Below are 22,393 nucleotides of genomic sequence, written 5' to 3'. Positions count from 1 at the left end.
TTCTTACATGACTTCTCCAACTGCCATTCTGTCAATGAATGAAAACCTGAGAACGAGTGAGCAAACAAGAGAAAATATTAATTTATAGTGGGAGGGATACGGTGACCGAAATTAAATATCAACGCTCAATTCTATGGAAGCGATTTGCGGGAACACTTCTATTTCTAATTATAGGCGTAGTTTTTTTGGTGGAAGGTTATCGAATGCGAGAGCTTCCATTTTTGCTTATGTTACCCCTCTATTTTTTAGGTATAGTATGTTTTTTATTTACGGGTCCACCTTGGCTTTTTTATCTAAAAAGCTTATTTACGTCCCAAAACTGTATCATTAGTTTTAATGATAAGGTTGTTTCCGCATGGGGGAAGGAATTGGAATGGAGCATGATTATTCGTGTAACGGAAAAGGGACCTACGATTGGTAAATGGGGGATGCTAGATTACGAAAGCTGGCTATTTCATTTAAAGGATGGCTCCGTGTGGCAGGTTCCAACGTACCAATTACTTACGACTGGAGAGTGGAAGCAAGCAAGATCGATCATTCGTCAGCAGGTGCATGAACGTGGATGGAAAGCCGTAAGAAAACGCAAAAAGATAAACTTAAAATAAATATAGCTTATATAGGTCCTTTTGATTTGCAAATTACAAGTATGGGTAATAGAGATTATTCCTTTGGTTATAGCCGTTATTTGCATGCGTTTTTAATAGTAGGTTTTTGCAGGACAATGGAACTAAATTGCTGGATTAACGATTAATTTACATAGGATTTATGTTAAAATAGAACGTATGATCTCATGGTGAGAGGGGCTTGTGATGTATTTTGGAAATGATTAAACCACCCACAGAAGTATTGTATGAAAAAGAATTAGCTGCGTTAAGAAATGAAGACAAAGGTGTCAAGCCACCAAATTGGCTGTTGTCCCCTATTTATGTACGAGATTTTATTATTGGACGCAATAAGCCTGCCATGCTGGATGGGGAAGAGGTTGCCATTACTCGAAAATTTTATGGAAATGATGTTTTAATTGAGCGTGCAATTGTGACGTTAGCTGGGAATCGGGGACTTATGCTTGTAGGTGAACCTGGAACCGCTAAAACGATGTTAAGTGAGCTTTTATCTGCAGCGATTTCTGGAACAAGTACAAATACGATTCAAGGTACAGCAGGAACGACAGAGGATATGATCAAGTATTCATGGAATTATGCGATGCTACTCGATCAAGGCCCCTCAGAGCAAGCACTTGTTCCTTCCCCACTGTACAATGGAATGAAGCAGGGTATTTTAACCCGCTTTGAGGAAATTACGAGATGCCCATCTGAAGCACAAGATAGTCTCATTAGTATTATTAGTGATAAGGTGATGAGCATCCCAGAGCTAAGTCAAGGGGTGTTATTTGCTAAACCTGGATTTAATATTATTGCCACTGCAAACATCCGCGATAAAGGCGTAAATGAGATGAGCAGCGCACTAAAACGTAGATTTAATTTTGAAACAATCAAGCCGATTGGCAATGTCAAAATGGAGGCGCAAATTATACAAGCACAAGCAAGTAGCTTGTTAATGTACAGCGGTGTAGAGGCTGAGGTAGATATTGATGTGGTGGAGTTACTTGCTACAACATTTATGGAGCTTCGTACAGGCATGACCAAGGAAGGCTTTAAAATTGATATTCCGCAATCTGTGATGAGTACTGCTGAAGCGGTGTCTGTTTATGTACAAAGCGCGATGACCTCCTATTATTATGATCAAAAATATATAAGCTTAAGTCGACTAGTTCAAAATATGTTAGGTACTGTTGCCAAAGAAAATACTAAAGACCTTCATGTCCTAAAAACATACTTTGCTAAGGTAGTAAAGGAACGGGCAAAAGGCAATGAATTGTGGGATGCGTATTATCAAGAGAGAAAATGGATTGAGCATTAGGAGGTGAACAAGCTTGTGCTTGACCTTGAATTTGACTTTGGCCTTGAACAGTTGAATGAGTTGTTTACACAAGATGTATTTAATTTTGGGCAGGAGGTTGTTTATTTTCCGATCAGGCATCATAGCCCTGCTTGCTCGTATCATTTGTTACAGGTATTGGAGCAATATAATCCAGAGATCGTGCTGATTGAGGGCCCTGAACTGGCAAATAAGCTTATTCCAGTGCTCGCAGATGAAGCAACTAAACCACCTATAAGCTTGTATTATAGCTATCAGAATGAACAAAATCCCAATAAGCGGGCTTCATTTTATTATCCAATGCTACAATTTTCACCTGAGTATGCAGTGCTAAAGCAGGCTAGCAAGCAAGGTATTCCTGTGCAATTCATCGATTTGAATTCTCGTTCCAAGGAGGATGACACGTTAGAAAAGCTAACAAAAACCTCGTTTCAGGATGAGTCCCTACTTGCCGACTCACAATTTATGACCTCCTTATGTCAAAAACTGCATTGCAGAAGTTTTAATGAGCTATGGGAGAAAGTGTTTGAAATTGAAGGGATTACAAAGACACCTACGGCTTTTGCCCAAGAGGTATTTACATATTGTACATTATCTAGGTTGTGCTACACCGATGAGCAGCTACAGGAAGAAGGACATTTAGCTAGAGAAGCCTTTATGCGTAGCTGTATTGCACAGGCCAAGGCGCGTTATAAGCGAATCCTTGTTGTTACTGGTGGCTTTCACACCTATGGATTAGTTCTTCAAGGATCTGCTGATGAGCAACAAGCAGCAGTTCAAGAGAAAGTAACTAGGCAACAAGGCGAAGAACAAATTTACCCTATGGTGTATACGTTTGAGGAAGCGGATCAGTTAAATGGTTATGCAAGCGGGATGCCTTATGTAAACTATTATCAGCAAATATGGAAGCAGTTAAGCGCTCGCAAGCCAATAGAAGTGTTTAAACAAAGTAATTTGTTTATGATTTCAACACTTTCAAAGGAGCTTCGCAAAAATGAAGAGAGTATTTCAACCTCCGATGGCATCGAAGCTTATGCGATGATTCAGGGCTTGGCACAATTGCGCCAGAAGCGTGAAGGTGGAGTATACGAGCTACAGGATGGCATCCGAACTGCGTTTATTAAAGGGGAAGATAGCTTTGCCAACGTAAAGCCGCTGGAGCTTCTAGCGACCTTATTAACAGGCAATGAAATTGGTGAGGTTGCACCTAATGAGTTTATCCCCCCGATTGTGAAGGATTTTAAGGAAAGCTGTTCTAACCTAAAGCTACATATGAAAACAACAGGCCAGCATCGTAAACAACTTGATCTATATAGTAATGAGAAGCATCGTGAGATAAGCCATTTGTTACATTGTGCTAGCTATTTAGACGTTGGTTTTGCCACGAAAAAATCAGGTCCAGATTTCGTTAACTATATCGATATTCATCGAGTGCGAGAAAATTGGACGTATACATATACGTCTTTGGTCGAGGCAAGGCTCGTGGAGTATGCCAGCTATGGGGGAACGGTGAAAGAAGCTGTAATCCGAAAAATGGAGGAGGAGCTTGCAGAAATTCCTTCTCATCACAGCAAAGAGTACGCCAAAAAGCTAATGGAATCGCACCGGATGGGATTAGAAACATTATCAAAATCATTGTTTATAGCGCTTAAGGATGCCTTACTTCAGGATGGTAGTTTTCTCTCATTATGTAGAACGTTGTCTATCCTAAATCATATGTATAGCCATCGAAGCCTGTTAGGGATTTCTGACGAATCATCTTTGGCCCCGTTACTCACACTTGGATATGAGCAGGCTGTCAGCCGTTTGTACCAAATTTATCGGAGTCAACCAGATGAACATCATCAATGTATTCAGGCCTTGAAAACACTAGGTATGCTGGCAAAACGTGATGAGGCTAATTTCGATCAGGAGCGATTGCTTGATGACCTCGCAAGTTTATTACAGTTGCCTGATTTGGCCCCAATGCTAGAGGGAGCATGTATTGCGATTTTAGCGCAGGCGTATCCCATTCGTAGACCAGAGATTGTGGCTAGAGCACGTAGCTACATCTTAGGCACACCTGATAAAGTGAAGTTAATTAGTAGGTATTTACAGGGAGTTTTCGCTACGGCTAGAGATGTATTGCTTTATGATAATGTACTTTTAAGGAGCTTAAATGAGCTGTTTGTAAGCTTATCTCATGAGCAATTTATAGAAATGGCCCCTGAACTACGCTTAGCCTTTACCAACTTTACGGCGGCTGAGGTGTACCTTATTATGAAGCAAATTGCTGGAATGCACCAGGTTGATGTGACGGTGCTTGAGGAAGAAGGAATTAGTGAATCAATGCTGGTTGAAGCGAAGGCACAAGATGAAGTCGTGAGAAGGGAGTTTGCGAAATGGAGCCTGATTTAGATCCACAGCAAAAAGCGATGAATCGCTGGCGTCTTGTTCTTGGTCCACATGCCGATAAGCTGATTCAGCCTGTAGAGGGGGAAGGAGAAGAGCAGAAGCAGAAGGGATTTGTATATCAAGAAATCGATGATGTGCTTTCTTTTTTATATGACAGAGAATATGGCGAAGAGCAAGGGTATCGTAAGGGTGGACAAGGCAAATCCTTACTCACTGTACCTACTTGGATTAGTAAAGTGCGAGAGTTATTTCCTAAAACAACGGTTGAAATATTAGAAAAGCAAGCGTTAGATCGTTATGGTTTAAGTGAATTGTTGTTAGATAAGAAGCTACTAGAGCGATTAGAGCCAAACATGGATCTCCTCAAAAATATAATTCAATTTAAAGGCAGAATGAAAGGTGATGTGCTTCACAGCGCCAAAGAAATTGTGCGCAAGGTTGTTGAAGACTTACGTAGGAAGCTGGAGTCACAGACAAGGGCGAGCATTATAGGCAAAAAAAGCCCCTACAGTCCAAGTCGAGTTCAATCGCTACGCAACTTGAATTTTAAGAAAACCATTATAAAAAATTTAAAAAACTATGATAAGGCTAAGGATCGCTTTGTGGTAGATCGTATTTATTTTGATGGTAGCATTCAGCCCTATAACAAATGGAACATCATCATTGCAGTGGATGAAAGCGGGAGTATGATGAATTCTGTTATTTACAGCTCTGTGATGGCAAGTATTTTTTATCGTATTAATGCGCTAAAAACACATCTTATTATTTTTGACACACAGGTTGTAGATTTAACTGGACGGCTGGAGGACCCCGTAGATGTACTCATGAACGTTCAGCTTGGTGGTGGGACGCATATTACGAAGGCATTAAGATATGGGGAAGGATTGATTGATAATCCTAGCAGGAGTTTATTTATATTAGTGAGCGATTTAGAGGAAGGTTATTCGATCCAGCACATGTATAAGGCATGTAAGGACATTATGGATACAGGCTGTAAACTAGTCGTGCTAACTGCATTAGATTTTGAGGGAAGCCCGGTATATAACGAGCATGCAGCACAAACGTTGACAAACATGGGCGCAAAGGTAGCGGCAATAACGCCCCATGAGCTTGCAGATTGGATTGGCGACATAATTTCATAATTAATTTCATAAGAGTGTTTACAACGCTTACAATCTTATCATTCTATTTAAAGATTATAACTACTATTTTATATAGGGAAGGAAGTCTATGATGAAGTCTATTTCAAGTGATGTCATGGCGATTGTTGAAAAGTTTGCAAGAGAATGCTCGGATGAATATTCGAAGGCGATTGATCGCAGTGATCAGATTGTTGCATATGTTACAGGTGAAACTGAACAATATCCAGATATTTTACAGAATTCTAATACATTCCATTACTATACATTTACACAACTAGAGAAGCTGAGAAACAAGGATGATAGTGAAGTATTTTATAGAGCAGCAGCAGTTGTACTACGTGCAAGTAATAAATGGTCACGAAGTAGCTATAGCTTCTATGATGTTTTCTCCCTTAGTATGGGGAATTCTTTTCATGTGGATAGCTTAGATGGGAAAAGCAAATCCAACGCGCATAAATTTGAAACTCTTTTATACCGCTTAAAGATGATGAGCAAGTATGCTGGAGAGCAAGTGATAGAGGAAGAAATTAAATATAGAATGAAACATCATCAATTTACAGGTAAAGAGCTATGTTGGGTTAATGAAGGTGTAGAGCTGTTAATGCTACTAGATTTATATACTCAGTTAAATGCTGCTGGGACTAACGAACACATCGCTTCCTTACCTTCGTTGCTACAAGCCGTATTACGTGGGGATGAAAATGCACTACAAGCGGAGCTTCATGACTCGATATCCGAAATAGTATTACATCCGTTACCTTTAAAGGATAACGATTCTACCTTGAATCTTTCTCCTGATTTCGTGCAAGCAACTAGGGATCGGCTTCATCAGACCTATTTTCCGAATGCCACTGTGGAGAAAGGGAAGCAGATAGCTAGACATACGTTTGAAAGTGTTTTGCTACAGGTTTCAAGTGCATTGTTATATCGAATGAACCGTTATGGTGGGAAAAAGCTATTTTTGGAGCATAAGAACAGCTTAGATGAGCAATTAATTGTGGCAGTACAAGTGTTATATGACATGTTCCCTTTTGAGATGCGACAAAATTTAATTATGCAAAGAAGTAAATATCAATGGATCAGTAATTCCGATTTTACGGGAATTTTAAATATTAAAGAGCCGTATGAGCTCATTGAAAACTTATTAATCGATTTAGATGCGATCCGTCCTTCATGGGATAATTTACGTAATAAAATCGTTGCGGATGTGAATCAAGCGATACGTGTGCTTCAAATCGTAGGTCATCCGTTTATTAAGCTATTTGTGTACAAAGTGTTAAGTGAACATCATTCAGCAGAAGTACAGCAACAATTAACAGGCACAATTGAGGAGCTTGTATTAGCAGTATTAGAGCATCGAAGAGAGACCACTAGAGTTGGCCCTTACCTTGCCAAATATATTGATGGGAAAGTGACGCTTGACGGCTTTTTAGAATTTGGTGATCGCGATAATGGCTTAGATGGCAAAGGCAACTTATACGATCGTAAGCAAAGGAGAATGTTATTTGCGATCGGATTTTTACCGATGAAGAGTGAACAATTCAGTCGCTTTATGACCTTGTCCATGCACCCTAGTGTTGATCTTACGTTTGTACTTAAGATCTTTAGTGAGGGCTATAAATTCAGTTATACATCCCTATTAGAGCAATATGAAAAACATGATTCAACGATAGATGGTAAGGCGCTAGTAGAAAGTATTTTAATTCAATCCTATGATACTTTTGGAAGTGACCCTGCATTACAAGAACAATATGAAAATGTTGTAAAAAGTCATGTTGATGAGACGCTTGCGCTATATAAGAAGTTAGAGACACAATCGAGACAGTTTATATTGGAATTGTTATTTGCGCAGCGTGACCAATTGCCATTGGAGCAGTTTGCTGAAGTGGTGCGTCTTGGGCTCACGGATTCTTCTAAATCGATCAACAATATAGCATTAATCGAATTTAATCGTAAGCCAGATACGCCATTATTTATGCAGGTGTTTCGAACAGAAAAGAAAGTAACGATCAAAGAAATGGCGTTAAGTGCAATTCGTGGTATGGAGGACAGTAAGGCGGCCTATACTGCATTGTTAAAGGAAAAGCAAAATGAAGTCATGAAGGAATTGCTCACTATTTTATTAGAAACAAGTGATCAAGGGGTTCATGTTGCTCATGCCGCTTTAGGAAGTAGACTGGATGACAAGAAACAGGCGCGTCTAAGCTTTATTCCTGTAAAGCATATGCTAGCCTTACTTGCTCACAATGGAGAACCACTTGACGACAACATTAAATTATATTTGTTAAGCCAATCTTTAGAGTATAGCAGCCAGCCTAATTTAACACTAAAAGAAGTGGCAACCTATGCGGATCAAGCTTCCTTAGCTCAGTTTGCCGCTCAAATTTTACAGCTGTGGATTGGGGAAGGTGCACCTGCAAAGGAAAAATGGGTGCTTTATTTAAGCTGTTTATTTGGAGATCGACAAGTTATGAATACGTTAGGCGATCAAATCAAGGATTGGGCTGAAAATAGTCGTGGAGCGATAGCAGCTGAGGCGATTAAGGCTTTATCGTTTATGCAGGATACTGCGGCGCTAATGATGATCGATCGACTTAAACGGGTAATTAAAAATCGCCAAGTTAAAACTGCGGCTGATGAGGCGCTTCAGCTAGCCGCAGAAAATATGAATTTAACCCAAGCCCAGCTTGAAGACAAACTCATCACCACACTTGGCTTTAATGAGCAAGGGGAGCAGTCTATTAGCTATGGAGAGCGAAGCTTTATTGTGAAGGTATCCTCGGATTTACAGGTTGTTGTTGTCAATGAGGAAACAGGCAAGCTGTTAAAAAGTCTTCCAGCTGCAACACAAAAGGACGATCCAGAGCTTGTTATTCAAGGAAAGACTTATTTGACACAGCTTAAAAAGGATTTAAAAAATATGGTTTCTCTTCAAGCCTTACGTTTAGAGGAATCATTATCTAAGCAACGGTTATGGAGCAAGCAAGATTGGCAGGAATTGTTTGTACACAATATCATTATGCAAAAATTTGCGATTGGCTTAATTTGGGGCATATATGAAGGAGAGGAGCTAGTGGCTACCTTCCGTTATATGGAGGATGGAACCTTTAACACTGTGGATGAAGAGGAATTTGAGTTGCCAGCAGATGCGAAGATTGGTCTTGTGCAGCCACTGGAGCTGGATGCGGAGACATTACAGGCATGGCAACAGCAGTTAGAAGACTACGAAATTACGCAACCCTTCACACAGCTACATCGGGAGGTTTATACAGTAAATGAGGAGCAACAGCACGATAAAGAAATTACCTCAAATTTGCCATCAGGAGATTTTTCACCAACGTCATTCCCGAAGGCACTAGAGAAGTTAGGTTGGTATAAAGGTCCTGCTGAGGATGCTGGCTTCTATTATCTTTTATATAAGGATTACGACGGCATGATTGCTGAGCTAGAATTTAGTGGAACGAGTATTTCTTATTATGAAGGGATGGAGGATATCTCCCTAAAGGCATTACGTTTCTTCAATAATAAAAAGACACGTTATCATTATTTTCAACCCAATGATGCGATTAAGCTTAATTTAGTCCCCCCACGTGTATACAGTGAGACGATGTATGATATTTTGCGTGCTGCTGGTCGCGTATAGCTATAGGAGGGATCTGGGTGGCGAATTCCAGCCTAAAGGGGCAGTTTGATTCATTTATATCACGTTGTGAGGATGAGCTTCTAGTCCGTTACAGTAATAAAGGATTATTTAATCGAGCGAATAAGGACATAAGTAAGGGGCTGACGGTCACCTACCATTTTGATTTGCTAGACAAGGTGAAGTGTGAATTGTCTGATGATACGATCTGTTATTTGACAAATTCATTAGACACTTGGACATGTAGTTGTCCTTCCTCACAGCTATGTAAGCATGTATTAATTTCCATTTTATATTATCGGGAGCACCAGCTTGTAGAAGCTATTTTAGAGGAAAAGGATCAGACAATCGACTTTAGTTGGCTTGTTACTACTCCAATGACTGAATTGCTTCAACCGTATACACCTACAATGATCGATGAGGTAGCCTTTCGTCTACGGTATGACGAGCAGTTAGAGATTACAGCATCCTCTTTACTTACGGTTAAGATGGTGAATAGAGGGATGGAGGTAGCCTATACTCCTGAGCAAGGTAAGATGTTATGTGCATTAAAGGAACGTGAAGGTGAAATAGTTAAACTAGAGGTTCTGCTGAGATATCGGGCTCATCAAGGGATTGATGATTCATCTGCACTTATTGCCCGCAAGGGAATCGTATCCTTTCCAGCAGGATTTTTACAGGGAGGTATGGAATTATTAACAAGTATAGTTTGTAGTGGACTGTCAAGATTACCAGAGGAAATCACAATCCAGCTTGATACGATGGCTGTTCATGCTAGAAGTGCAGATTTACCGAACATTGAACGCGGATTACATTCCATAAAAACCGAGCTAGAGCTTTATTTTGCGTGTCATATTCGTTTTTCAATGGTTATATTATTAGAAAAAATAACAGAAACATATCTAGTGCTAAAGGCTTTACAGCAGCAATCCACTTTGCCAGTGGAGCACCAGCTTGGGGCGAAAGACCTCGCACAATTAACAGGTAGTTTTCGCAGTAAGTACTATGAAGTGCCTAAGCTCCATCTGTATGGACTTGGTGCTGAACCATGGCAAAGCAAATCATTATATAAGGGGATTACGTATTATTTTTATAGTCTAGGGGATGGCCGTATTCACACGTATACTGAATCTCGTCCCATTTATTATGATGATATCTCCTTTGATTATGTTAAGCATTATGAAGCTCATTCTCCTTGGCAGCTTGATTTATCACTGAAGCAGTTCAGTAAATCAGAGGTTTCCTTCACGGGGATGAAGGTGAATGAAGAAGGAAGATTATCCTCAAGCGCTATTGCTAAATTAAGTGTTTTTGAGCGTCAATTGGTTGAGGATATACAGTTTGGAAGTTATGAGCATAAATCAACTGCTACTTACAACAGAGGAACGATCACGTCCTTGTTTACTCGTAAATCTCCATCTTTTGTTTTGTTTCGTGTACTACAAATTAGTGAGAGTTCCTTTAATCAGAGAACTCAAAGTCTCATCATGAATGTACAGCTTGAGGATGAGCAGCATGTGCAGTTTACAATTCCTTTTCAGTCACAATGGGAGAAGGCATTGAAAGTGTTAGAGAGAGCAACCTTCTATGAGAAGCATCGTCATTTTATTGCCTTCGTACGTATAGAGGATGACTTGATTTATCCAATTAGCTTTCTTAGTGGAGGGCATGTCACGAGCCTACTGTTAGACTTATAATTTGGATAACAAGCACCGTCCATTTGCCATATACTAAAGGAGGGGGAAGGCTTGAACCAGAAGGAAGCTTTGATTATTACCATTTATGATTGGTGTCAAGAATTACTGCTACGAGGCATTGATCAGCTTGGGGAGCATGATATTGATACTTTAGAGAAAATGAAGCTACAAGGTACTAGCCTGCATATGGACTTCTTAGTTACGTTGCTTACAAGCCTGATTCAGCATAGTCGTGAATACGTATTTGGTGTAGGAAAGCAGCAGGAGGTTGCACCTATTTATTTTCAAGTTGCCGCTTATGTTCAGCTTCTTCATACAGGATACAAGTAATTGAAAACAGGGCGATACACTTTTCTTTGATGGGAGTTTATTGGCCCTGTTTTTCTTTTATTTTCAGGATAGGGCTAGAGCATCTTGTAAAGAAATATCATATTAAGATAGCATGGAACTAATCCACTTACTTAGGCTGGACAAAAATGCTCAGGTTTACATAGAATTTTTCAGAATTAAATTTAAGCAAAGGAGAAAAGAAATGTCAAAAATTCGTAGGACCAAAACAATTGAAGGGATAAAAGTGCCTGGTTTTATATGTAATGGAGGAAGATACTTCTTTAACTATATTGATGTCTATGAAGATGGCATGGTGAATTGCTGGGAATTAGTAGATTTAGAGGGGCTAACTGAAAAGCTAGATATAGGTTGGCTTGTGCCAAAGGTCCCGCTTGGCGAAGGGATTTCGATCCATGGCTTAGGGTATTATAAACTTGTAGCAGCCGATTGGCAGATGAATAAAACGCGTTATCAGGATTACATTCATGATAAGGTGAGAGAGCTCAACCCTTCCTTTACAAATATTTATCAAATTTCTGATGAAGAAAAAAAGCTTTGGCAGGAACGTCGAGTTAAATATTCACCTTCACCTGAAGATTTCGTAGTGACCCAAGAGGTAGGTTATTCAACTGAGCCAGGGGATGGGTTTACTATATTTATGAAGCATCGTGGTAGAAATTACTTAGTTCGTCTCCTTATTTACCGTCATGATACTGTCATCTGTTATTGCCCTCATTTTGAATTAACGTTTAAGTTAGAACAAATGCGTAAATTGTGGGATGAAGGAGTATTCTTTACCTCAATCAAAACACGCACGCCGATTGTTTGGGATGATTTAGGGATATTGACGGTCATTGATGGGGGTTATGCTTGTGATGTGGAAGAAAAATTCAAGGAGTTTATAGATATTAGTAGCCGAATAAAAGGAGAAAAGTCAGTGATTGAGAAATGTAGGGCAGCTTATTTCAACTATTTAGAATATCCTAACGAGCATTCACGGAGTAAGCTGAAGGAAGCTTATGAGCTTGTTCCAGAGCATCAACGTATGTATTTGGGCGATATGGACAATAAGGATTATGATTACGTACGGATTATTTATCATCCAGAGCAAAAACGTGAAGTATAAAATTACAAAATTAAGAGCGCCCTCTACTTTTATGCAGAGGACGCTTTGTTTATTTTTTAATAAACACCCACTGCATTATACGCATTTGTTACAGAGGTAACCTCAGCGGAGTTTACACCATACAAATCTTTAGCAGATTGGATGGCAGCTACACGCATATCGCTGAAGTTGGAATATACGGTTAAATAGTAGACAAGTGCACGATAATAGATATTTACGGCTTTGTCTCTACCAATTCCCGTTACATTGACATTATGGAAGGTTCCACCTTCTGAAAGTAAATAAAAGGCTTTGTTGTTAATTCCACTGTTAGTGTGAACACCACCATTATCCTGTGAACCCGTGTAAAGATTGCTGAAATGATCTGGTTGACCGTATAAAGTTGGGTTCGATAACGAACGAAGTGCATCTCCTGGAATGTTAGGGGTATAGATCAAATCGCCAAGTAGCCAATTGGTTCCATCAATAGTATTCCCGATGATGTCTGAGATTGATTCATTTAATGCACCAGGTTGACCATAATACTCAAGGTTAGCTGTAAACTCTGTAACCCCATGTGTTAATTCATGACCTATAACGTCTACATCCGCAGAGAAGGCTCTGAAATTAACGCCATCACCATCACCATAAATAATTTGTGATCCTGTCCAAGCGGCATTATTGTAGTTGCGATAGTAATGAACAGTTGATTTAATCTCCATACCTTTGCCATCTAAGCTATTACGATTAAACTTATTTTTGTAGAAGTCATATACTCTTGCTGCATAGGCGTGTGCGTCTACACCAGCGCCATCGGTCCAATTGTTATTGTTAGAGCTTGTTAAAATAGTGCCAGGAATAGAAGTAGTGTTACGCGCAGTATAAGTTGTAATTCCTTTACCACGGGTTGTATCTTTTAGCTGATAAGTAGAGCCGCTTTGTGTAGTTGTAAAAGTTTTTGTATCGCCTAGTACACCTTTACCTGTACCTGTTGCGTTTCCTATTAAACTATATTTTTGTAATATATCACCACTAACCGCATCAATAAAATAGCGATCACGAATGAGTTCAGGATCAAGCGCAGTAACCTCAGTTACATAGGTAAGCAAAAATTTACCATCTAGTTCATAAACATATAGCTTCGCTTCAGGTGCCTTATCTGGTGAACCAAGTGGTCCGTATTGTTGCTCAGAATCGTTATTAGCAATGGCAATAGCTTCTTCTGGCAGCAGCTTCGCCTCAGCACCATTTGCAATTTGTGCGGCATCAGGGAATACCTTACCTAAATACGCTGTCACATTTCCTTGTGCATCAAAGTGTATTGTTTGTTGTGCGCCGTATACAGGAATGTCGCCAACGTATTGTTGTAGCTTATAGTGTTCGGTATTCGTTTGATCATCTTTTTCCGCGGATTGAATTTTGAGCTGTTGCTGAATTTCTGCTCCTAATTGTAAAGTATCTTTATGCTGTTCCAAATAGCTATACACCTTCTCATCTTGAGATAAGCCTTCTGGTGCAACCCATAATTCATCAATAAAGCTAGGAACTTGCGAGGCTTGTGCATGAATTTCAGATGCTCCTGCCGGGGCCAGTGTTGTTAAAAGCAATGCTGTGGTTACAAAGATGGAAGCTAAACGCTTTCTCATAATATCCACTCCTCTTTAATTTTAAGCCTCTTTTTTGTTTATGGCTTTTGTTTCTTTCTGATCAACACAGGTGCGGCAAGCATAAAGGTTTTTTTTATAGCTTAGAGCAATTCTATGAGGTGGTCTTACGAGGTAAACAGGACATCTATAAAGCTGTAGTTACGAGTTATGTTATATAAGCATCACTCCCTTCAAGGTTAAATCATATTTAATATACCTTGATAGTCGGATTATACTTAAAATGGCAGTTTATGTCAATGTAATATTTTTTATCAATTTTATGTATTTAATGTTTTGATTTTTTTTGTTTCAGTTGGTAGTATGCTCACTTTTATATTGACAACGCTTTCATAATTGGATAAGGTAGTAAATAGAATAAGGATTGTTACCGTACTTTGTACGGGCGAAACCTGAGCTAAAACATGGCTGCGGATTTTTTTTCGTAGTATGTTCGTTCAGGTTTTTTTATTTCATTGCACTATAAAAAACAACAGGAGGGAATAAGCATGGCATTAAAAAAAATGAAGCTAAGCTTCATGGTGGCTATTGTGATGACATTGGTTGTTGCAAGTTTCCCAATTCACACAGTTAAAGCAGAAAACAGTAACAGTAAAGGGACGGTAAAGGACATTGTTGCTAACACGTATATAGGCGACGGTGGACCGATGGTATATTCATTTGAAATTGAAGTTAACGATATGACTCCATACCAAGATTTAAAGGCGGGGGATTTTGAAATCACTGGTAATTATGACGGGTATCCTTTAAATAAGGAAGGAAAGATCGCTCAAAATAATTATGAGGATGATGGAATTAAGCTAAGTACTAAAGATAACAAAATTATGTTAGATTTGAAGGCTTTTAAATATCCAGGCGGATATGTATCTGAATTCGAAGTGAAAAATGTAAAATATCCGGAATTATCTTTTAATAAGTCTAAGGTTACTAAAGTAAATACAAGAACAGTAGACGATTTTAAGGCAGGTAGCTTTAAGGCAAGTAATGGGATTGAACTTAAATATCGCCTTAACTTAAGTAAAGCAGCTACACCACAACCGCTAGTAGTTTGGTTGCATGGTGGGGGCGAGGTGGGTACCGATAATTTAAAGCAGCTAACTGAAAATAAAGGTGCTGTGGTCTGGTCAGAGTCTGGTCATGATACTTCAGTATTAGCCATTCAATACCCTGAAAATTACGGCTGGGCGATTTATAAAAATAAAGAGCAACTGCCTATCATGGAACAATATTTTACAGCACAAAAAGAATTAATTCACAAAATGGTAGCAGAGGGTAAGGTTGATAAAAATAAAATTTATGTCGTTGGTGTGTCCAGTGGTGGTGGAGGTGTACTTAGATTTTTGATGCAGTACCCTGATTTGTTTGCTGGTGCAATCGCAATAGCGGCAAAGGATACGGTAGCGGATTACACAGGTTCTGTAGACGTATTTAAACAAGAACTTAAAAATTTAGTTGATATTCCTTTATGGATTATTCATGCTGAAGGAGATCCAACTACAGATAGTCGAACAAGTAAGCTAGCTTATCAGGCATTAAAGGAGTTAGGTAGCACTAAAGTTCATGCTAAATTTTATAGCGATGAAGAAATGGATGAAATGAGACTATATGGTGGGTTGCGCCATTGGTCTTGGGCACCTGCCTTTAATGATACAAAGCTCATCGATTGGTTGTTTGATCAATCTAAATCAGTTCCTTATATTACTGGATTTACAGATGGAAGCTTTAAACCTAATGCAGCAGTGACAAGAGCTCAAATGGCAGCAATGCTAGCAAAAGGGTTGAATTTGAAAGAAATAGACGCGAAACCTGACTTTTCTGATGTAACTAAGAGTTGGGCGCAATCTGAAATTATGCAAGTAGTAAAATACGGTGTGATGAAGGGGATTTCCAAGAATGAATTTGCGCCAGAGCAAAAGGTAACGAGAGCGCAGATGGCTGTCATTGTGGATCACTTGTTAAACACCCAAGGGACTTCTTCAGCTGTAGAAGCAGAATCAACGACGTTTAGCGATGTACCTACAACACATTGGGCAAACATTTCTATTCAAGCGGCTGAGCAAGCTAAAATAATGCAAGGTTATGGGAATGGAACATTTAAGCCAAATGTCGCTATTACTAGAGCAGAGGCTGTAAAAGTGTTAAATCTAGTTTTTCATCGTGAGCTAGCTCAGGTAGGAGATACGCCTAGCTTTAACGATGTTCCTATGGAGCATTGGGCATACAAATATATTGAAGCAGCTGTAAGACCTTAAGTATGAACCCAGCTTAAAATAACTCCGTTTTGAGGTAAAGGAAAAGTTTCTTTATTTCTTACGGAGTTTTTTTCTTTCTACTATATGGGTTATTTATAGCTTATCGTAAACTATGCATAAAAATTAATAAACATTGATAATGGATACATTTACATTTTCCTTTAATAGTTGTTACATAACTAGCGCATACTGTTGTTAAAGCTCATCCTGTTTGTTTTCAAATTTTTTTAAATAGCTTCATATGAAAAATAGAGCATTTTTATGAATTTATGAGCATTTCTAAAAATATATTGAGATTTTGCTGACTAAATATCATTTTTTGTCGTTTTTCTTGATTATTTGCGATGTTTTTTGTATAATCAGCTTTGTTGATTTTTTATATGGAACTTTGAGGAGGTATTAATGTTGGGAAAAGCTTTGATTATCGGCGCCGGCGGCGTCGCTAGTGTTGTAGTGCATAAGTGTTGTCAAAATCCGGACGTTTTTGAAGAGATTTGCATCGCTAGCAGGACCATCGCAAAGTGCGAAGCTCTAAAAAATAAATTAGATGGCGGACAAACCAAGATTTCAGTTGCTCAGGTGGACGCTGATAAAACCGAAGAGGTTATTGAATTAATTAAAAATTTTGGTCCGGATGTTGTCATTAACGTTGCGTTGCCGTATCAGGACTTGACCATTATGGATGCCTGCCTTGCTACAGGTGTTCACTACGTGGATACTGCGAACTATGAACCACCTGATACACCTAAATTTGAATATAAATGGCAATGGGCTTATCGTGAGAAATTTGAAAAAGCAGGCATTACTGCTTTGCTCGGAAGTGGCTTTGACCCAGGTGTTACTGGCGTATTTACTGCGTATGCTCAAAAGCACCATTTTGATGAAATCCATAGTATTGATATCGTAGATGCTAATGCGGGTGACCACGGTTATCCTTTTGCAACGAACTTTAACCCTGAAATTAACATTCGTGAGATTACAGCTAATGGTCGTTACTACGAAGAGGGTAAATGGATTGAAACACCACCACTTTCACATAAAAAAGAATACGATTTGCCTGAAATCGGGCCTAAAAATATTTACTTGTTATACCATGAAGAATTGGAATCCTTGGCGGTGAATATCAAGGGTGTAAAACGTATTCGTTTCTGGATGACATTCTCTGATAACTATCTTAACCATTTGAAAGTACTAGAGAATGTTGGAATGACTTCAATTGAGCCGATCCAATTTAACGGACAAGAAATTATTCCATTGCAATTTTTACAGGCTATTTTACCTGATCCTGCTTCACTTGGACCAAGAACAAAAGGTAAAACAAACATCGGATGTATTATTCAAGGAACAAAAGATGGCAAGCCTAAAACTTATTATGTATACAATGTTTGTGACCACGAAGAATGTTATGCAGAGGTTGGCTCGCAAGCGATTTCTTATACAACAGGTGTACCTGCGATGATTGGGGCTATGATGATCATTAAAGGCATTTGGAATAAACCAGGCGTGTATAACGTTGAGGAATTTGATCCAGATCCATTTATGGATGCACTTAATAAACATGGATTGCCTTGGCAAGAAGATCACTCGCCAACCTTGTTGGATTAGGTGATGGAAATGAATATTGATTTCAGCACTGCACCTACACCTAGTTATGTTGTTGATGAACGATTATTGGAAAAAAATCTTAAAGTGTTAGACTCGGTGCAGCAAGCGACCGGTTGTAGTATTTTGTTAGCGCTAAAAGGATTTTCAATGTTTTCTACATTTCCATTAGTCGGTAAATATTTAAAAGGAGTCACTTCCAGCTCCTTATTTGAAGCCAAATTGGGTCATGATAAGATGGGTAAAGAGGTTCATATTTATGCTCCAGCTTATGTGCCCTCTGAAATGGACGAGCTTCTTGGATATGTAGATCATATGGTGTTTAATTCCTTTAGCCAGTGGCAGCAGCACAAAGAAAAGGTACAAGCTGTTCAGGGGAAAAAAATTGAATGTGGTATTCGGATTAATCCAGAATATTCTGAGCTTGCTACACCACTTTATGATCCTTGTTCTCCCTTTTCACGTATGGGGACTACACTTGCTAACTTTAAGCCAGAAGAGCTTGAAGGCATTGATGGACTGCATTTCCATACCATGTGTGAGCAAAATTCCGATACATTAGAACGGACGCTTCAAGTGATTGAAGAAAAGTTTGGTCAATATTTCTATCAAATGAAATGGATCAACTTTGGTGGCGGTCACCATGTTACTCGTCCTGACTATGATCTAGATACCTTAATTCGTTGTATCAATCACATTCAAGATAAATACGATGTGAAGGTATATCTTGAACCAGGCGAAGCGATTGCGCTTAACACAGGTTACCTTGTAACGACTGTATTGGATATCATGAACAATGGCATGGATCTTGCGATTCTTGATACATCTGCAACTTGTCATATGCCAGACGTGCTTGAAATGCCTTACCGTCCTAACATTATTGGTGGTGGACAACCAGGTGAACATGCTTATACCTACAGATTAGGTGGCTTAACTTGTTTGTCTGGAGATGTCATTGGTGACTATTCCTTTAAAGAGCCACTTAAACCGGGTGATCGTCTCGTATTTTGTGATATGGCACATTACACGATGGTCAAAAACCATATGTTTAATGGCGTTAATCTACCTTCGATTTGTAGCTACAACGACAAGGATGGAATAAAGGTCATTCGTCAATTTGGTTTTGAGGATTATAGTGGACGCTTGTCTTAATTAATCATTTTATGGAATACTTTTATAGGTAATATAAAGTTGGTTGGAGAACATTTCGTTTTCCAATCAACTTTTTTTGATTCGTTTAAACTTGTTGCTATACCTTTAAACTATAATTTTCTATGCTGTGGTATTTATCGAATTTAAATCCAACCTCTGGTATAACACCACAAAATGTGAAACCAAACTTCTCATGAAGCCGACGGCTACCTTCATTCCCTGCTGTAATTACAGATATGATCATATGGGTGAGATTATCTTTTTGAGCCATCTCAATGATCGCAGTCATCAAAGTAGTTGCAACACCTTGATTTCTATACCTAGCTGCTATGTATACCGATAACTCCACGGTGGAATTATAAGCTTCTTTATCCCTGTAGGAGGATAAGCTAGCATAACCTGCGATATGACCTTCAATCTCCGCAACAATTAGGGGATGGTTGTTACAATTATGCTTATGAAACCAATCAGCCCGTTCTTCTAATGTTTTTGGTGCTAAATCAAATGTTGCAACGCCATTTAAAACCTCATAATTATAAATTTCAAGTAATTGGGGTAAATCATCTATTGTTGCTATTCTAATTCTCATTCCTCACGACCCCTTTGAATTTTTATTCATTATCCTACCTATTTCTCTCATAGTAAAGAATAAATTTGACGACAAACATTCGCTCCCTTTAAACTGATTTTAGTACTTGCTTACTATTGCTAAAAAAGGAGAAATCTATGAAAATACTTGTTACTGGCTTTACGCCATTTGGTGGACAATCAATTAATCCCGCCTTTGAGGCAGTTTCTGGATTACCTTCTAGTATAGCTGGAGCAACAATAGAGATTGTACAGCTTGATACGATATTTGGTACAGGTGCATTACAGCTAGAAGAGGCCATGCATCGTTACGAGCCAGATATCGTTTTATGTATTGGACAGGCAGGGGGAAGAGCGGCAATATCGGTTGAATTTGTAGCTATTAATTATCGTGATGCGTCGATACCTGATAACGAGGGAAATATCCCGCTTGCAGAAAGTATTCATGGAAATGGAGAAACCGCTTATTTTAGTAATTTACCAGTTAAAGCAATGGTTGAGCATATGAAAAATAATTATATACCGTCATATATTTCTTATTCTGCGGGTACTTATGTATGTAATGATGTGTTTTATCACTTAATGTACTTGATCCATAGTGAATTTCCAAAGGTACGCGGTGGCTTTATCCATGTCCCATTTGAGCTCAGTCAAGCGGTAAATATGTCAAATGCTACACCTTCCATGTCAATTGAAACGATAACAAAAGGGCTGGAGCTAGCCATTGAAGCGGCGATCATGAATCCAATAGATTTGCAAGTTACAGGTGGAGCAACTCATTAAGTACACCTCAAAGAATGAAACTTACGGAGGTAGTTTCAGACTTAACTCATTTGGTTAAATTTATTAAATAATCTTACCACATATATTGGTAAGTAATGATTATTAGGTTGAACTAAATTTATGGTTCTTCATATAAATTAATGATTGACAATATCCCGACTAGCGGAGGGACAGGAGGATTCTGGAGAAGTGAAACGTCCATCATTGTCAATCACTCAATTTTATTTAGATTCAACCATAGCATGTCATTTTAATAAGATAGGGGCACCATCATGGAAAATCAAGATACTTATCGTTTTCAGGTCAATTTAAGTGGGATGATTAACATTTTATCTAACCACCTCTATAGCAATCCCAAGGTATATTTACGAGAGCTATTACAAAATGGGGTTGATGCGATTACGGCACGACAAGCACAAGCAGATGCGGACTACATAGGACAAATTAACATCGAAGTGAATGGTGTTGGTGCTGGAGCAACCCTTATCGTAGAGGATAATGGTATAGGTTTAAATGAAGCAGAGGTGCATGAGTTTTTAGCGATGATTGGTCAATCGTCTAAACGAGGCGATGATTTTTTATCTAACAATGATTCTTTTATTGGCCGTTTTGGGATTGGGTTATTGTCCTGTTTTATGGTGAGTGATGAGATCGTTATGCTCACTCAATCTGCTAAAGGTGGACCCGCGTTAGAGTGGAGAGGTAAGCCAGACGGTACGTATACGATTCGTAAGCTGGAAACTCCACTATCTCCAGGAACGAAGGTTTATTTGCGTTGTAAAGCAGGATGTGAAGTTTATTTTGATGAGCAAAATTTACAAAACTGGCTTTATTATTATGGTGCTTTATTACCTTACCCTATTATTTTGCGTGGTGAGGAGCATACGAGACAGATTAATCCCAAATCACCAGTATGGGTTAAGGAGCCACTACAAGCCCGCAATCATCGTGAGGAAGTGCTGGCATTTGGAGAACAGTTGCTTGGAGAACGTTTCCGTGACTTTATTCCACTCCAAACTTCATCTGGACGTACAGGGGGCATTGCGTTTATATTGCCACATGCAGTGAATTTGAATGCGAAGCGGAATCACCGTGTTTATTTGAAGCATATGCTTGTATCCGAGGCTGCTACAAATATTTTGCCTGATTGGACTTTTTTTGTGAAATGTCTAGTGTGGACAGATGAGCTTCAGCCTACGGCTTCTAGAGAGCATTTTTATGAAAATGAAAAATTAGAGCAGGTGCGTGAGGAGCTTGGTGATGCGATTCGTAAGGAATTAATTTCGATGGCGGAATATAATCCCGAACGATTACAAGCCATTATTCATTTGCATGCATTATCAATGAAGGCGCTAGCTGTGGCTGACCCTGAATTTTATTCTATTATTCACGCTTGGTTACCATTTGAAACTACGTTTGGGACAAAGTCCTTGGGCGACTTAACCTCTGAGCATAAGCATATATATTTTACTGCTACCCTAGATGAATATCGTCAAATTACACATGTGGCATCCGCGCAATCGATGCTTGTTGTAAATGGTGGCTATATCTATGATGCGGAGCTATTGTCTGCCTTGCCTTTAATTAAGCGAAATATTCAGGTGGAGAGATTGTTACCTGAGGATGTGTCCTTGTCCTTTACGGATGTGACGGCAGAAGAAAGAATGCAGTTTTATGAGGCGACCCGCTTTGCAGATAGTGTATTACAAAAGTTTCGTTGTCAAGTTCAGCTTAGACGCTTTAAGCCTGAGGATATTCCAGTGTTATACACGTTATCGGAGGAATCCGCTAGTCTTCGCTCGCTTGAGGCTGCGAAAGAAACAACAACAGATGTATTGTCGTCTGTGCTTGGATCATTAGGTGCTTCTTTTAAAGATTCTGCATATGCAACTTTGTATTTTAATTTGAACAATCCTGTTGTGGATAAAGTATTTCATTCTACGAATCGAAATATGATTAGTGCAGCAATTGAAATGCTGTATTGCAATGCCCTGATGATGGGACATTATCCGATGAGTCGTCAAGAGATGGCGTTATTAAATCAAGGAATTGTACGTTTTATTGACTGGGGAATGAGTGTAAATCAGGAAGGTGGAGAAAATTAAT

Annotated in this window: 15 protein-coding genes; 13 read left to right on the top strand and 2 right to left on the bottom strand. The window is 39.0% G+C overall.

The features are described from left to right. Positions 1-101: 101 nt before the first annotated feature. The 8 genes from J2Z32_RS13000 to J2Z32_RS12965 all read left to right on the top strand — a co-directional run bounded on the left by J2Z32_RS13000 (position 102) and on the right by J2Z32_RS12965 (position 12,267). Entirely contained in the window at positions 102-605 is a 504-nt protein-coding gene (locus J2Z32_RS13000) for a hypothetical protein (RefSeq protein ID WP_210089592.1), read from the top strand. Between the two features lie 211 nt (positions 606-816). Next, positions 817-1,920, top strand: coding sequence for an ATP-binding protein (locus J2Z32_RS12995; RefSeq protein WP_210089591.1), 1,104 nt, complete (start codon positions 817-819; stop codon positions 1,918-1,920). A gap of 15 nt (positions 1,921-1,935) precedes the next feature. Further along, on the top strand, positions 1,936-4,335 hold the full coding sequence (locus tag J2Z32_RS12990) for a DUF5682 family protein (RefSeq protein ID WP_342453958.1): 2,400 nt from the start codon (positions 1,936-1,938) through the stop codon (positions 4,333-4,335). Further along, positions 4,320-5,474, top strand: coding sequence for a VWA domain-containing protein (locus J2Z32_RS12985; protein ID WP_210089589.1), 1,155 nt, complete (start codon positions 4,320-4,322; stop codon positions 5,472-5,474). The genes J2Z32_RS12990 and J2Z32_RS12985 overlap by 16 nt, the downstream gene beginning before the upstream one ends. Positions 5,475-5,562: 88 nt before the next feature. Then, positions 5,563-9,117, top strand: a complete 3,555-nt coding sequence (locus J2Z32_RS12980) for a DUF4132 domain-containing protein (RefSeq protein ID WP_210089588.1) — start codon at positions 5,563-5,565, stop codon at positions 9,115-9,117. Between the two features lie 17 nt (positions 9,118-9,134). Beyond that, complete coding sequence (locus J2Z32_RS12975) at positions 9,135-10,811, top strand: hypothetical protein (protein ID WP_210089587.1); 1,677 nt, start codon at positions 9,135-9,137, stop codon at positions 10,809-10,811. 51 nt (positions 10,812-10,862) lie between these two features. Next, positions 10,863-11,141, top strand: coding sequence for a hypothetical protein (locus J2Z32_RS12970; protein ID WP_210089586.1), 279 nt, complete (start codon positions 10,863-10,865; stop codon positions 11,139-11,141). 202 nt (positions 11,142-11,343) lie between these two features. Then, positions 11,344-12,267, top strand: a complete 924-nt coding sequence (locus tag J2Z32_RS12965) for a DUF7638 domain-containing protein (protein ID WP_210089585.1) — start codon at positions 11,344-11,346, stop codon at positions 12,265-12,267. Positions 12,268-12,323: 56 nt separating this feature from the next. Here the strand turns inward: J2Z32_RS12965 and J2Z32_RS12960 are convergent, their stop codons facing one another. Further along, positions 12,324-13,892, bottom strand: coding sequence for a M4 family metallopeptidase (locus J2Z32_RS12960; RefSeq protein WP_210089584.1), 1,569 nt, complete (start codon positions 13,890-13,892; stop codon positions 12,324-12,326). Between the two features lie 506 nt (positions 13,893-14,398). Between J2Z32_RS12960 and J2Z32_RS12955 the strand changes: the two genes are divergently transcribed. The 3 genes from J2Z32_RS12955 (at position 14,399) to nspC (ending at position 18,916) form a co-directional block, all read left to right on the top strand. Further along, positions 14,399-16,162 (top strand): S-layer homology domain-containing protein, encoded by a 1,764-nt coding sequence (locus J2Z32_RS12955; RefSeq protein ID WP_210089583.1) that lies wholly within the window; start codon positions 14,399-14,401, stop codon positions 16,160-16,162. A 405-nt stretch (positions 16,163-16,567) separates the two neighbouring features. Next, entirely contained in the window at positions 16,568-17,767 is a 1,200-nt protein-coding gene (locus J2Z32_RS12950) for a saccharopine dehydrogenase family protein (RefSeq protein WP_210089607.1), read from the top strand. Positions 17,768-17,776: 9 nt separating this feature from the next. Continuing rightward, positions 17,777-18,916, top strand: coding sequence for a carboxynorspermidine decarboxylase (nspC, locus tag J2Z32_RS12945; protein ID WP_210089582.1), 1,140 nt, complete (start codon positions 17,777-17,779; stop codon positions 18,914-18,916). Between the two features lie 97 nt (positions 18,917-19,013). Here the strand turns inward: nspC and J2Z32_RS12940 are convergent, their stop codons facing one another. Beyond that, positions 19,014-19,505 carry a GNAT family N-acetyltransferase gene (locus J2Z32_RS12940; RefSeq protein ID WP_210089581.1) on the bottom strand — a complete coding sequence of 164 codons (492 nt, stop codon included), beginning with the start codon at positions 19,503-19,505 and terminating at the stop codon, positions 19,014-19,016. A gap of 137 nt (positions 19,506-19,642) precedes the next feature. Between J2Z32_RS12940 and pcp the strand changes: the two genes are divergently transcribed. Together pcp and J2Z32_RS12930 are read left to right on the top strand one after the other, a co-directional pair. Beyond that, positions 19,643-20,287, top strand: coding sequence for a pyroglutamyl-peptidase I (pcp, locus tag J2Z32_RS12935; protein WP_210089580.1), 645 nt, complete (start codon positions 19,643-19,645; stop codon positions 20,285-20,287). Positions 20,288-20,559: 272 nt separating this feature from the next. Continuing rightward, positions 20,560-22,392: an HSP90 family protein gene (locus J2Z32_RS12930; protein ID WP_210089579.1), complete on the top strand. Its 1,833-nt coding sequence runs from the start codon at positions 20,560-20,562 to the stop codon at positions 22,390-22,392. Position 22,393: the final 1 nt, after the last annotated feature.

Source organism: Paenibacillus turicensis (assembly GCF_017873435.1).
In the GTDB taxonomy this organism is placed as follows: domain Bacteria; phylum Bacillota; class Bacilli; order Paenibacillales; family Paenibacillaceae; genus Fontibacillus; species Fontibacillus turicensis.
This window is presented reverse-complemented; position numbering and strand designations above follow the sequence as displayed.

Excerpts from the sequence above, each read along its gene's own strand:
- J2Z32_RS12930 (WP_210089579.1), top strand. The coding sequence starts at position 20,560 with ATGGAAAATCAAGATACTTATCGTTTTCAGGTCAATTTAAGTGGGATG.
- nspC (WP_210089582.1), top strand. The coding sequence starts at position 17,777 with ATGAATATTGATTTCAGCACTGCACCTACACCTAGTTATGTTGTTGAT.
- J2Z32_RS12985 (WP_210089589.1), top strand. The coding sequence starts at position 4,320 with ATGGAGCCTGATTTAGATCCACAGCAAAAAGCGATGAATCGCTGGCGT.
- pcp (WP_210089580.1), top strand. The coding sequence starts at position 19,643 with ATGAAAATACTTGTTACTGGCTTTACGCCATTTGGTGGACAATCAATT.
- J2Z32_RS12980 (WP_210089588.1), top strand. The coding sequence starts at position 5,563 with ATGATGAAGTCTATTTCAAGTGATGTCATGGCGATTGTTGAAAAGTTT.
- J2Z32_RS12940 (WP_210089581.1), bottom strand. The coding sequence starts at position 19,505 with ATGAGAATTAGAATAGCAACAATAGATGATTTACCCCAATTACTTGAA.
- J2Z32_RS12955 (WP_210089583.1), top strand. The coding sequence starts at position 14,399 with ATGGCATTAAAAAAAATGAAGCTAAGCTTCATGGTGGCTATTGTGATG.
- J2Z32_RS12965 (WP_210089585.1), top strand. The coding sequence starts at position 11,344 with ATGTCAAAAATTCGTAGGACCAAAACAATTGAAGGGATAAAAGTGCCT.
- J2Z32_RS12960 (WP_210089584.1), bottom strand. The coding sequence starts at position 13,892 with ATGAGAAAGCGTTTAGCTTCCATCTTTGTAACCACAGCATTGCTTTTA.